Genomic DNA, 15,830 nt, shown 5'->3' on the forward strand with positions numbered 1-15,830 from the left:
GGCTGAGATCATTCCAGCATTGCATTAAGCAGTTTGAAGTAGATCTGCAATAGTGACTCCACCTTGTTTTTGCGCCATTTCATAGAACGGAAACTACATACAATCTGCAAACCGGTCTCTTGATGCACCACTTGTAAGGTTAAGTCGTACAGTTCGGATATCGGTACTCCCGAAGCAATGGAGTCACGGTTATAAAACAAAGGTAGCGTCCCTGTGCCTGATTCGGCTACAAGGGAATTGACATACTTGACATGGAATCTCTCACCGTTAACGGAATGGTTGGATTGATGAATGAGAGTAAACAATTCATCAAACCGCTCCAGTGTACCGAAGTCCAGGTCAAATACCTGAACATGTTCCGGCTGTCCAATAGCAGCATGAATTTTCAACTGATCATGATTTGACGTCTGTGCGAGCAGGTACGCAAAAGCGGCAAATAAAATGTCATCTTCCTCAACCTTCCACTTCCTTGAGGCATCTATAACGCGGTTATAATGCTCTGAAGGCAAGGCAAACTGCAACTCCTGAATTTCATTGGATGTCGATTCCACATCTATAAAGAAATCCGCAGATAATGGAATAAGATTTCGTGGTACATGCGTAACATCCATCTCATCCAACCGTTCTTCAATAAAAGCGGTAATGTCCGAAATGGTCGGCAGATTAAACATGTCCGTTATTTTGACAATCCCCGGATACTGATCATCAAGCTTCGCATGTGCCTTAATCATAAGAACGGAGTCGCCGCCGATTTCAAAGAAATGCTGATTCACACCGATATGGGTATTGCCAAGTACCTCACTCCATATCTGTACTAGCTGTTTCTCAATGTTGCTTGCCGGAGCTTGATATTGCACTTGAACGGTGTGAACTGCTGTTGGTTCAGGCAAAGCTGCTCGGTTCATTTTCCCATTAGGTGTCAATGGAAATGATTCCATCCTTATAAAGAACGAAGGTACCATGTACTCGGGTAATCTGGAAATCAGGAACTCTCTCAAATCCGTAATGGAGATTTCTCCATCCGATACGTAATAGGCGCACAGAACCTTTTTCTTCTGCTCATTCAGCCGATCCATTACATATACTCGCTTCAGCTCAGGATGCTGGACAAGCACAGCCTCAATCTCGCCCAGTTCTACACGATGTCCCCTGATCTTGATCTGATTATCCTTTCTACCTAAAAATTCAATATAACCTTCTTTGCGCATAACACCATGATCCCCCGTTCTGTACAGACGGCCCAGTGTATGATGTTGGATAAATGCTTGCTCCGTTTTTTCCGGATCATTCACGTATTGGTTAGCCAAGCCTGAGCCGCCGATGAACAGTTCCCCCGGAACATCAACCGGACATGAACGCAGGTGATAATCCAGCACATGGAAGGTTTGATTCGCGAGTGGATATCCGTAAGGAATACTTTTCCAATCTTTGGAAACGGTATCGATGGGATAAAAAATGGACCAAATGCTAGCTTCGGTTGCTCCGCCTAAGCTCACAACGTGTGCATCAAGACATAGATTTCTGATCTTGTCCGGCAGGGCTAACGGAATCCAATCTCCGCTCAGCATCACAAGACGCAGACTGCTTGCTCGATCACCTCTCTGCACGGATTTATCCGCTTCGGATAAGATCGATTCTTCCAGTTTCACTTCACTCATCACAGAAGCTTGAGAACCCAGAACAGATACCTTAAGTTCCTTTGATTCGATATAACTGGTTAGCTGGGAGTCCTGATAACCGGACTCTTTTACGCCAAAGGCTTTTTCGGAATGCTCGTTGAAGCTTGTCCATTCTCCCATTGAATCTATTGAAAAATCCGGTCTTAATCCAGCCTCTACTGTATGCAGCCATATCTGATTTTCGTTTAGACCAAATAACGGTTTTACCTTCTCAAAGAGCATATCTCCAATCGAACACATTCCAATGCCCAACATTTCACCCACACTGTTTAGCGTAGACACCATAATTCCTGTATCAAGGAGTGAATACAAGTAACCTTGCGCACCATATTTGGGCATTGTTGCTTCCGCATTGTAGATAAAAAATACGGTAAATGCCGAAGAAGCATAGATCGACTTGTTTGTGTAATAATGCATTTCATCCATACATGCTGATCCGTTGTGAATGAGACGTAGCGTATGCTCTACTGGACTGAAGTAATATAATCCTGCCTTCATTCCTGTAACTCGGCCTTCTTTCACATATACGAATACATCTATCGGATACAACCCGCCAGCAGATGGATAATAATACCGTGTTTCCTGTCCATCGTAATACTGACCAAGCACTCCGATCAGATTGGAGAACTGTTCCAGTGTAATCGGCTGATCCTCTATGAAGGAGCGATGTGAACGGCGCTTGGATATAAAATCTGGATATTTCACCCCGCGTTCCAACTGCACTGTAGCTGCTGTTTCTTCTCCAAACGTTCGATTCAGCTGAATTTTTTTGAAAGACTCATAGGCTTGTGCATCATAGGCGACTTTTTCGTCATACGGGTTACGGAACAACTCTGCCTGCTTCTTGAATATCTCAACAGGTTCCATAAGTCCGCTAACCAGAGCACGTTTACGAACAAGTATTTCCGTGACAGAATGTACTTCTTTAGCTGATAATTCAGGGAATAAAGGGGTAATCTCTGATAGACGAATTCCCTTTTGTGCAAGAAAATATAACTCAGGGAACATGAGGGAAGCACATTCTGGACATTTAAATTCATCCACATAAACGTGCTTTCCTTCCATACGCCATAATGTAGAGAAGGACCAATGATATAAAGGCTCTTCCAATTCCGTTACAACAGACTGTTGAACAGCAGCCAAGTTGTCTTCATCCGTTGCCCAGCGATAATTGCGCGCCGCATCTGATTCCAGTCGATCCGTAAACATGTCCATCAGCGCCGGGACCGAGTTCCAGATCGTCACTCTATGACGATCAACAGCTTCCATCATTAAACGCATATCTCTCTGGTCAGATACCAACACAAGAGCTGCCCCTGAAGAAAGCGCACCGAAGATATCATATACCGACAAATCAAAACACATGGATGATACGCCAATTATACGGTCCTGCGCATGAACTCCGAATCTTCTGTTCATATCCTGAATCGTGTTGCTTACCGCCCCTTGTGCAATGGCCACCCCTTTGGGCCGACCTGTACTTCCCGAGGTGTAAATAACGTATGCAAGATCATCGGGTTCTCCATAAGGCTCACCCTCCAGTACACCGTATGTGGAGGCTGAAACTTGAACATATGCATCTACATCCAGAACCACACGGCACTCACTGTTCGCAATCATGTAAGCACGTCGGTCTTCCGGATACTCAGGTTCTAGTGGTACATATGCGGCACCGGTTCGCAACACCGCCATAATGTTCACGATGGTTTCCATTCGGCGTCTGGCCATGACACCCACACGATCTCCTCGTCCTATCTTCTGTTCAAGCAGATACCCTGCCAGCTGACCCGACTTCTGATCCAATTCTGCATAACTCATCCGCTCATCCCCGAATAACAGCGCATCCTGATTAGGATAGCGTTTAGCTGTGATGTCAAAGAGGTGCTGTAATGTCGTTGGTACGAAATTAGCAGCCGAGTCGTTATACCTTTCCAGAATGCTGAGGTCCGCAGCAGGAAGGTCCGGTCCAAGACTGCTTTCCCCCGTAATCAGACCTTTCAGCAGCGAAGTGTACTGAGCAAACATCGTTTCAATAACCTGTTCATCAAATAGATCCTGCACATAATCCCAAGTTAGTGTCAGCTGTCCTCCCGCATCCGAAGCCTGATGATCCAAATAAACCTGGGATGTCTGGCTAACTCCCTCACGGACTTTTCCGATCAGTCCGTGAGTATTATCCGATGCATCGCGCTCGTTAAAGATCATGCTTGTGAACACGATAGGCATCACGGTCTTATTCCCCATTTGATGATGTTTGGAGAGGTCTCGTATGAATTCGATACCTTCGTAATGCCTGTGCTCCAACGCCTCTAGAATGCTATTTTGAACATGCCCAACCTGCTGCATAAAATCATTCGTGGACGTCATATCTACATCAATTAAAATCATGGACGTAAAGTCACCGATCATGCGTTGTATGCTTGGATGGAATGGATAGCGATTAAAAACCGTCAGATTCAGTGCGAGCCTAGGCTGATTACTCCAGTAAGATAAAATCCGGGCATAGGCCGCGCACAAAAGTGAAGAAGGCGTTAGCCCTTGTCCATTCGCTATTTTTTTCAGTGACTCCCACTGCTCTGATTCAAAAACGGCACTGAGACGTTTGAATTTGGGCTCGCTAATCCGTGTTGGATCTGTCTTCAAAGGAAGTGCAGGCGCTGCGGGAAATTCTTCAACTCGTGCAAGCCAGTACGATTTGTCCGCCTGATAGGTACTGGACTTTCGAAACTCATTGTAAGCAAGAATATAATCCCGGAACGTAAATAAAATCGGCTCAGGTTTCAGATCAGGATGATGATAATATTTCAGCAGATCATCGTTAAAAATCTGAATGCTCGCCCCGTCTGCGATCAGCAAATCATAGCCAAACAACAAAAGATGTGTATGCTCGGATATTTTCTTCGCACGAATCTCAAATAATGGCCATTGCTCCAATTCAAAAATGTGATGAGACATTCGCTCTCTTTCTACGGTGAGCAAGCGTTCCATCTCTCCTGGACTCAGCATGCTGATATCTTCAATATCCAGCTTATACGCTGGTACTTCGGGAAGTATACGTTGCTCTCCGGTAGACAAAATAATCGCACGCAGCATCGGATGATGCTCAATCACTTTGATTAAAGCCTCATTGAAACGAGTCATATCCAGGTCACTTTCAAATTCAAGGTATCCGTGTGTTGACGTTCCTCCCATTTCAAAAGCCTTGCTTCTACCTGCAACATAAGCCATCTGCACCTCGGTCAGCGGGAATGGACGCCCTTCCGGATCAGGTGAAGGATTATGCTGCGGATAATGCACAGTTTCCATGGATGGTTCAGTTTCAAATGATTTTTCTAGCAAGTCCGCCAACTCGTAAATATCTCTCAAGGCCATAAATTCCCTGAAGCTTAGACGGCGATTAAATTCCTGATCGATTCGGTTCACCAGCTGCACCATTTTTATGGAGTTGATTCCCATTTGAAAAAAGCTGTCGCGAATCCCTATGCCATGCAAACCGAATACGGATTCGCAAAGTGCGACAAGTTTTTGCTCGGTCGGACTTTCCGTGCCCGATAGGGCACTCTGATACTGCCCGAATACCGGTTCTGGCAATGCTTTACGGTCAACCTTGCCATTAGGAGTCAGTGGAAACTGCTCGACACGAATTAAATGCTGTGGGACCATATAATCCGGAAGTACTTGTGCCAAGAGACGTTTTATGTCCAGCTCTCCATAGCTGTGTTCTCCCGAGTAATAGGCCACCAATGTTTTGGTCCCATGTTCGTCCACTTTGTCCATAACAACTGCCTGTTTGACACCTTTAATCACGGCCAGTTTGCTCTCAATCTCCCCAAGTTCCACACGATATCCCCTGATTTTGACCTGGGAGTCCCGTCTGCCGAGAAATTCAATATATCCTGCTCTTCGTAATACACCAAAGTCTCCTGTACGATACAACCGACCTAGCTCCGGATGGTTAAAGAAAGCCTGATCTGTCTTGAGGGGATCGTTAAAATATCCTTCGGCCAACCCAACCCCGCCTATGCACAGCTCACCGATCACATCAACCGGACTGATTCTGCCCGCAAAGTCCAGCGTGTAAAATGTCTGATTCGCGAGTGGTCTGCCATAAGGAATGCTATTCCAGTCTGAACCTACCGCATTGACCGGATAATAGATAGACCAGATGGATGCCTCTGTGGCCCCGCCCAAACTGATAACTTGTGCAGAAGGAAAACCGTTTTGCACCTGTTCAGGCAACTTCTTTGGTATCCAATCTCCACTAAGCAAGACAAGTCTCAGTTGTTCATTGACCTGGTCCATGGCGTACTCCGTCATTAACTGCATGATTGCCGGTACGGAGTTCCATATCGTCACTCTGCTCTGTTGTATCACGTCATACATATCATGAATATCACGCTGATCAGCAACAATGACAAGTGCCGCTCCCGCTGCCAGTGCGCCAAAAATATCATACACGGACAGATCGAAACACATGGAAGAGATACCGAGAATCCGATCCTGACCGTTGACCTCAAACTTCATATTGATATCATGAATCGTGTTCATTGCCGGACCATGAGCCGTAGCGACACCTTTGGGAGTTCCCGTGCTGCCAGAAGTATAGATAATATAGGCTAGCTCGTGAGGTTCCACTTCATGCCTTACGGGTTCTACCGGAAAGCTGCTCAGCTTTTCGGTATCGTATACATCAGGCCGCAACAATATGTTGCAATTACTATTGTGCAATATATAATGCTGACGTTCTTCCGGATAATCCGGATCAACAGGCACATAGGCCGCTCCGGCTTTTAGAATGCCAATTACATTTACAATCGTTTCTATTCCGCGTTCAGCAAATAGTCCCACCCGGTCTCCTCGTGTAACCCCTTGCTGCATCAGATAGTGTGCAAGCTGGTTGGAACGTTCATGCAACTGCTGGTAAGTTAGTTGCTGATCGTTATAAATGACCGCTGTCTCATGAGGAGACTTTGTGACCTGTTCCATGAACGCCCCATGCAATGTGGAAGGTGTATATCTTTGCGCCGTGGCATTAAAGATACGCCATACCATCTCATCCCGCTCAGGCAGACTCGGGACAAACTCGACATTGGGTTGTTCGCTAAGATGTATAATCATCGACGTATACTCGTTAAACATGGCCGATAATGTCTCATCATCAAAAAGGTCCTGAATATGATCCCAGTTGATCGTTAACTGTCCGTCGGTTTCCATAACCTGATTATCAAGGTACACCTGAGAAGTCTGGCTAATCCCCATTTTAAGTTCGCCGATATGCTGCCAGCTTCCAATCGCATCCACAAATAATGTACTGGTATACACAATGGGCATAATGGCAGAAGTCCCGGCTTCCCGATGACGAGCCAATTCGCGAATGAACTCCACCCCGTCATAATGACGATGCTCCAGCATATCGAGCATGCCACGCTGTACGTTTTTCGCTTGTTCCCAGAAGGTGCTCTGTTTCTGTTCACTGATTTCTAACAACATAATAGACGTGAAATCCCCGATAATCCGGTCTGTTTCTTCATGAAACGGGAATCGGTTAAACGCTGCAAGATTAATTGCCAACCGATCCTGATTGCTCCAGCGAGCCAACACACGGGCAAAAGCAGCACATAAAAGCGCGGAAGGTGTTACATTGTTCTGCTGTGCCTTCTGCTTTAATTGCGTCCACGATTCACGCCCCAGCGTCCAGCTCAGTCGCGAGAATTGCGGATTTTTAATATGTCTGGGCTCTTGTTTCAGTGGAAGCGCAGGTGCCGATGGGAATGTTTCCAGTTGATCAATCCAGTACTCTTTATCGCGAGCATACATCTCACTGTTTTTCAATTGGCTATATGCCATCATATAATCCTTGAATGAAAACTGGAGCGGAGGAAGCTCATTTTCCGGCTCACGGCAGTAATGCACCAAATCTTCGCCAAGAATCTGGATACTCGCGCTGTCACAAATCAACAGATCATAACCAAACAATAAATAATGTCGGGCATCGTCGATTTTGAACGCTTTGAACTCAAACAATGGCCATTGATCAGGTTTGAACACATGATGTGACATACGATCCCGGACCAGTTCTATTTGCTCCCACTGTTTCTGCTCACCCAGTCCGCTCAGGTCCACAATTTCCACTTGATATTCCGGTACCTGAGGCAAAATTCTTTGCACGCCTTCAGGCAGTATAATCGCTCGAAGCATTGGATGGCGCTGTATCACTTTTTGCAAAGCACGCTGGAAATGAGCCATGTCCAGTCTGGTCTCTAATTCCAAGTAATAGTGAGTTGATGTGCCACCCATCTCAAACCGATCATCTCGGCCAAGCAAATATGCCATCTGCACTTCGGTCAATGGAAAATCTTCATATAGCGTCTCAGGATCAGGTTGTTGTTGCGGATATTCGCTTATTTTGCCTGATTGCTTAAGTGCATCCACCAAATGAACTGCCAGCTTGGCCATATTCATACCTTCAAAGAATGTATGATAGTTCAAGTGAACATGGTAGCGCACCCGAATTTCGGTAATGATACGCATCATGGAGATCGAATCAACACCGAGTTCAAACAAGTTGTCATACACATCTAGCTCAGTAAACCCTAGAACATAACCAACCAGTTGAGCCAGTTCTTTTTCCGTCGTCGTATATACGCCGTTAGCTCTTCCATGTAATTCTACCTTTTGCTCATACACGACACGAGACGGCTCCGTATGTTGGGGAACAGAGGTGTTTCGTTCTCGTTGAATTCGAATTTTCAACGCTTCTGAGAATTGAATAACCCGTGACGATTCCAGTAAAGGCAAGAGTTCACTCGTATAATTCGGTTCACCAATCAGTACCCTGCGAATTTGACGGTTCAGAACCATATCAAATGCGCTTATCGCCTTATTGGTAGGCAACGTTTTAAATGCGGTGTCTACATTCAGACCAAATCTGGCAGCCATCCCGGCTTCCTTCCATGCTGGCCAGTTAATCGTCAGTGTTCGTCCCGATGATTTCTCGCGATATGCCGCGAAGCTATCCAGGAAACAGTTCGCAGCCACATAGTCACTCTGTCCCGGCTCACCCAGCATCGAAATACCGGACGAGAACATCACGAAGAAATCTAGTGGCTCTTGTGCCGTTAATTGATCCAGTATCCAGGTTCCTTGCACCTTCGGCCTTAGAACCTCATCGAATGCGCTCTCTTCCTTGCGAATAATCATGCCGTCGTTGGCCACACCTGCACTATGAATCACACCGTAAATAGGTCCATATTTTGCTTTTAAGTCATGAATTGCTTCGGTCATCTGCCCCATATTGGAAATATCGGCCTGAATCAATTCAACACTTGTGCCTTGCGCTTCTAAAGCCATGATCGTTGTCATTCGTTCTTTCATTTCAACAGATAGTTTTTCCGTATGGTCCTCTTGGATCAACATGTCCCACTGGCTACGTTGCGGCATGCCTGTACGGCTGACCAAAGCTAGACGAATATTTCGGCCATCGGCCAAATGTCTGGCAAATTGCAAACCAATTCCGCCAGTCCCGCCAGCAATCAAATACAATCCATTCTCCCGGATCGTTACACTATCAAGCTCAGCTTCCTGAATATGGGCAATATCCAATTCCTCTACGTATGGCTGGTTGTTGCGATAGGCAATTTGGAAACGGTCATGTGAGCCCGTCAATGCTTCAAAAAGGGCATCAGCATCAGTCAAGGCATCTACATCAATAAATCGACAGGAAATTTCGGGGTACTCCTGTTCAATGACCTTGGCAAAGCCGTTTAGTGTTGCGTTCTCAGGCCGTACCAGATTTTCATGCCCTGTAACTGCATTAGCCAGAGAAGAGATAAATTGAAGGCGTAGTCCTTCGGTTAAATGATGATGCAAAAGAGCACGAGTCAAGTAAAATGCACTCTGAATTCCGCGCTTTTGACTGAGTTCCAATCGTTCCTCACTTTGTAAAGCATCTTCATTGTAATTTTCAGCAAGGGTAAACCCGTGAATAATATCCGTCAGTCCTTGACCTTTGATATCTTCCAATAACTGCATGTAATCTTGCTCAACACCACGAATCACATAGTGATAATCACTACGTTTTTCGTAATGTTGACCCCAGGTTACCCGAATAACCTGTGCCCCAGGTTCACGTTCCAGTCGGGAAGACAACGCGGTAGTAACGTGATCTTCACCTTGAAAGAAAAGCAAAGTTCCTTTCCATGTGGAAATAGAAGTTTCCCTTGAAATAGGAGAATGCTGTTTCCAGACAGACTGATAAAACATACGGTCTGCTTGTAGTTTATCTGCATTTTTGCTTCGTTTAGGAATATCAATCCAGCATCTGCGCGTCTGAAATGCGTACGATGGCAGACTAACCTTCATTACTTTTTCATTCGAATAAAGGACTTCCCAATTGGCGTCGCCTCCAGAAACATAAATGGAAGCAGCCTGATGCAGTGCGTCCATGTTCTGTTGCTGGCTGTTCGTAAACTCTTCAATGGTTTTTCCTAAGGAGAGGCTTAATTCATGTCGGGATGATGGGGAGAGCCTGAACTCCTGCTCTGCTGCATCTTCATCTTGAACCAGTTTATGGAACCCGGTATAGATGTACGAACCGAATGAAGATTCAAAAAGTTGCTCCGACTGCTCTAGCTGAATCAGCTTGTCATGCAGATCACGATGGCTGGTGCACAATACAGCAGCCCTGTAAGGAAATTTTCCTCTTCCCGTATTCGCGGTGTAACAGATATCCTGAAGGGCAGGCAGCTCCTTTTTTTCCAGAAAGTAAATATATTTGTTAATCATCTGACGCAGCGATTCCTCTGTCTTGGCGGACAACGTTAGAATGGCTGGCTCTGTAACCTTACGCTCGGTTGCATGCTCTGATGCCAAGACAGGTGCTTCCTCCAATACCAGATGGCAATTCGTGCCTCCAATACCAAAAGAGCTGATGCCACAGCGTCTTGGCGAGCGCCCATCCGTAGTCCAATCGCGCAAAGTCGTATTCACATAGACCGGTGATCCACTGAAATCTATGGACCTGTTGGGCTTCTGGAAGTTAAGCGTTGGAGGAAGCTTTTTATTTTTTAATGCCAGAATCGCTTTAATCAACCCTGCTGTCCCGGCTGCTTCATAAAGATGACCGATATTCGTTTTAACTGATCCGATCGCGCAAAATTGTTTCTTGGACGTATACTGCTTGAAGGCATTCTGGATGCCCTTAATCTCGATGGGATCACCAAGTTCCGTTCCTGTACCGTGTGGTTCAAAGTAGGAGATGGTCTCGGGATCAATGTTGCCATCTTGCCACGCTTTGACAATTAATTCGGCCTGGGTAGACGGGTTTGGTACAGTGAGTCCGCCAGAGCTTCCGTCCTGATTGATAGCCAGACCTTTAATTACAGCATAGATCTGATCTCCGTCACGCTGCGCAGACTCCAGTGGCTTAAGAAGCAACGCCGTTACCCCTTCGCCCATGCCGGCACCGTTGGCGGAGTCATCAAATGTTTTGGTACGGTAGTCTGGAGATTCCATTCCAATTTTCTCATTCTGGTTTTCACGGGTCATGAGGTGCAGCTTCACACCGCCTGCAATAGCCATATCGCATTCCTTATTCCGTATCGCCTGACATGCCATAGCTACTGCTACCAGGGAAGAGGAACATGCCGTATCCACTACAATACTGGGTCCCTTTAGATTCAAAAGGTATGAGATTCGATTCGATAAAATGGAAGCCAGGTTCCCTACAATGGAGAGCGCACTCGTCTGCATTGTTTCGGTAATATAACGCATGTACATATCTTTAATATTGTTAGAAAAACCTACATAAACCCCCGTATTGGTACCGGATAATTTATCATTGCCATACCCCGCGTCCTCCATGGCTCCCCAGGCAGTTTCCATAAACAAACGCTGATTGACGTCAGTTAAGCTGGCTTCTTTGGGAGGTATACGAAAAAACTCATGGTCAAACTGGTCGATGTTGTCCAGATATGCCGCTTCGTAATATTGAATCTCCTTCTCGGGGATATCCATATAAGCAAGCATAGCATCCATATCAGCCTTCCTTGTCTTGGGTATAGGACGTATACAATCCACCCCGTTCTGGATATTGTCCCAATAGTCATCCAGCGTGTCCATATTGGGCAGCTTGGCTGATATGCCAATAATGGCAATATCCTTTACGGGTTTCTTTTCCTCTTCTTTTAGCATTTTGACGATCTGAGCTGCCGTTGCTTTATTCATCTTTTGATCCTTGACACTTTCCACCAGGAGCTTCAGAATTTTCTCCACGCTTCACGTCCCCCTACATCTTTTGAAGGTTAAGGATTGCTTCATCCAAATCCAATTCTCCTCGTTCGATCTCATCGAATAAATCCTCAATATCTGTGTCACGGTCTTCTCCGAGAGAAGCTTTCTGAGAAGACACTTGTAACATCTGTTCATCTGAACTGCTCAGATAAGTGGTAAGTCTCGAGACGCTTGGGTATTCAAAAAGATCGGTCATGATCAGCTGTCCAGGATAAATTTTGTCCAATCTCAGGAAGATCTGTTTGATCATGATAGAATCGGCACCGAGTTCAAAAAAGCTGTCATGTACATTGATTTCTTTTATCCCGAGGTATTGCCCGGCAATATCTGCAATCGTCCGCTCCATCTCTCCGGTAAATCTCCGGTTTGACTCCTTTTCTGCTGCGACCTGTATCATAGGGGGGTCCTCAGTATCCGTAGCCTGTTGCACTACTCTGTCAGACTTTTTCGCTAACTTCTCCATTCTCCGCTGGATGCTTGCCTCAAGGTGGAAATGGTATTTCGTCAGCATATTCAAATACGATGAGTTCCAATTCAACTCTCCAATGAGCAGACCATTGCTCTGTTTTCCCATCAGTTCAAAAAGTCTTGCCATGGCCCATTCTTTGGATATTGCCTTGAATAAGGTATCGAAATCAAAACCGGCCCTGGAGGCCATGCCTACCTGCTTCCAAGTAGTCCAGTTGATCGTTATCGTGCGCAGACCTTTCCGGTTACGCAGTGGAGCATAAGCATCCTGATAAGCATTGGCCGCAGCATAAGCAGCCTGTCCGGCAGATCCGAATAAAGTAGCCACAGATGAAAAAAGTACCAAAAAATCAGGTTGATCGGATACCGTCAACTGATCTAACAGGCGGGTACCTGCTACTTTCGGAGCAAGCATAGCAGTGAACTCTTGCTCTGTCATCTCATCGGCATGTTGCGTACTTCCTACTCCTGCGGCATGAATAATGCCTCGTATACGACCAAACTGATTTCTTAATTGTTCGAGGGTTTGACCCAATTGCAACGGGTCCGCTACATCCGTTGTCAAATAAGCTATTTGTCCTGCACGTTTCTCCAAATCAAGCAAGCGAAGCAACTTGTCTTTGAGCGAAGCGCGAATGTGTTCATCCTTCAAAAGCATATCCCAGCTATGACGTTCAGGCAGCGGCGTTCTTGCAAGCAAGGCGAGATTCAGGCGCCCGAATGATAATAGATAGTCTGCTATTTCGATTCCAAGCCCTCCAAGTCCACCTGTAATCAGGTAAACACCATCCTCCTGCCAACTCATCTCCGCTTCAGGCAGGGAATGAACATCAACAGGTCCGAATTCAGCCTTGTACACCGCTCCTTTTCTAACAGCAAGTGATTGGGTCTGCAGGGGCCCGACCAAGTATGGCAATAGACTCGACACGTCCCATCGTTCGTCAAGATCAAGATCGATACACAGACACTTCAGACTTTGGATCTCACGTTGAACCGTCTGTCCAAAACTCAACATGGCAGCATTTTCGGGAAAGAGGTCAGGCTCTTCACCTGTCACTTCATTGGCAAGAGCTGTGATCAGAATAATCTCAATGGAATCCCCAGTGACCTGAGCACATGCTTTGCTAAGCTTCCAGACAGACATAAGGCCTTCATTTAAACCGTCTTTTGCTATTGAATGATTAGCAAGTGAAACGGTATGGACGATACGTAAAGGGCTACCGACGGACAGTTCTTGCAAAAGCTTTGCATAATGCATCTCATCATTACCGATTACATAAGTTTGTGCATCTTTTTGAAAAAAAGATGTCCCCAGTATAACGTCAATAACCTGTACTCCCGTCTCACGCAGGCTTGATACCATTAAATTGGAATACGCCTCTTCATCCGAGCGGATGACGACAAGCTGTTTTAGTTCGGATGAGGCGGTATTGTAAACTTCACTTCGTGGCTTCCATGTTAATGAATAATACATCGCCTCTTGAGGGTTCTGAGCAGAATCACCACTATGGGGAACATCTAGCCAGCATTTATTTTTTTCAAACGTATATGGAGGCAAGCTCAGCTTGTTATAGGTCACATCTGGATAAATTCTCGACCAGTCGATGCGGGCACCATTTTGATAATGAGCACATAGTGACTGAAGGGCCTCTTCTCGATCGCAACCTTCCGTGTGCCATCTCATGACCAGTTCTTCTGAAGTCCATACCGGATGATCTCTATAAAGTGATCTATCTACTTGTGAAGAAGACTCCCCTTCAACATGAAAGCGCTCTAAATACTGAAGTAACTGCTCCACAGAACTGACGATCCAAACAGCCCGATAAGCATGATGATGTCTGCCAGTAGCTGCGGTGCAACAAAGATCCCTTAGATTTGCTTTTGGATTCTGTCTGATCCATCTCGCATAAGATTGGACCTGGCTGGAAAGATTGCTGGATGTAACACTTGAAATTAAAAAAGGATAATATTCATCGCTGCTCAATTCCTCGGATCGTTTCGGAGCTTCTTCCAATACGACATGACAATTCGTTCCGCTTAAACCAAATGAACTGACCCCACATCTTCGCGGCGTAACCGATGCTGCCCAATCTCTTGAGATGGCATTGACATAAACAGGAGATTTATGGAAATCAAATTTTCGATTCGGCCGATTAAAATGAAGCGTAGCGGGGAGGCGAGCTAATTTTAATGCCATCATTGCTTTCAATACCCCTGCTAATCCTGCACTGTCGTATAGATGCCCAATATTTGATTTAACCGAACCTATGGCACAAAACTGCTTTTTATCCGTAAATCTGCGAAAAGCGGCCTGAACCCCTTCCAATTCAATCGGGTCTCCGATGAGTGTTCCCGTTCCATGAGCTTCGAGGTAAGACAGACTCTCCGGATGAATTCCGGCATCACGCCAAGCGTGTGTCAACACTTTTTCATGAGCCTTTGCATTGGGCGTCGTGATTCCTGCCGAATATCCATTTTGATTGACTGCTGTGCCTTTAATGACCGCATAAATATGATCATGATCCTTCACGGCCTGTTCTACCGGCTTAAGCACGAGACTTACGACGCCTTCGCCCATTCCCGATCCGTCTGCATGTTCATCAAAGGCTCTTGTAACACCGTCGCTGGACTCAATACCAATTTTGTAGTATTCCTTATCGAGTGGAAACATGTTAAGTCTGATGCCACCGGCAATAGCCGTATCACAGCTTCCTTCGCGCAACGCACGTACAGCCATATCCAGCGCAACCATCGAGGAAGAACAAGCCGTATCCACGACCATCGCTGGCCCTGTCAGATTAAGCATATATGCGATTCTTGCAGGAATAATGGACGAAAGATTGCCGACGGTCGAAATAGGTAACATATCTGCGTTTAGCTCTTCGACCATCTGTTTGTATTTGTAACCTTCCTGATCACCTATTACGCCTACATATACACCTGTTGCACTTCCTGAGAGACGGTCTCCTCCATAACCCGCATCTTCAACCGCATGCCATACCGTTTGCAAGTACACGCGCTGTACAGGACTCATTAATTTAGCTTCCTGTGCACTCATACGAAAGAAGGAATAATCGAATTCATCGATCTCATCCAAATAAGCTCCGTTTAAATAGCGTACTTGATCCAGCGAGCCTTCCTTGTGCATAAAATACTGATCGAGTTGCTCCTTCCGCTGACCAGGCAGTTCACGCACACAATCAATTCCGTAATCAAGCATGGCCCAAAAATCATCGATTGACTCACCCGTCGGCAACTTGACTCCAACGCCTATAATGGCTATGTCATGTCTCTTTCCTGTTGTTATATCCAGTTCGGTCACCGTATCCTGTTCATCTTCTTCATCCCACAGCCCTCTGTCGAACAATTGATCCAGCATAGCCTTCCCCCTAT

2 protein-coding genes are annotated in these 15,830 nt (G+C 45.8%); both read right to left on the reverse strand.

Annotation, left to right across the window (positions count from 1 at the left end; all coding sequences use genetic code 11):
• Positions 1–8: 8 nt before the first annotated feature.
• A complete protein-coding gene (locus tag M3629_RS11750; protein ID WP_251506231.1) occupies positions 9–11,951 on the reverse strand; it encodes a non-ribosomal peptide synthetase in 11,943 nt (3,980 codons plus the stop codon).
• A gap of 13 nt (positions 11,952–11,964) precedes the next feature.
• The gene (locus tag M3629_RS11755) at positions 11,965–15,816 is read right to left on the reverse strand and encodes an SDR family NAD(P)-dependent oxidoreductase (protein WP_251506234.1); all 3,852 of its coding nucleotides are present in this window, start codon (positions 15,814–15,816) and stop codon (positions 11,965–11,967) included.
• Positions 15,817–15,830 lie beyond the last annotated feature (14 nt).

It is taken from the genome of Paenibacillus polysaccharolyticus (assembly GCF_023714295.1).
Taxonomy (GTDB): domain Bacteria; phylum Bacillota; class Bacilli; order Paenibacillales; family Paenibacillaceae; genus Paenibacillus; species Paenibacillus polysaccharolyticus_A.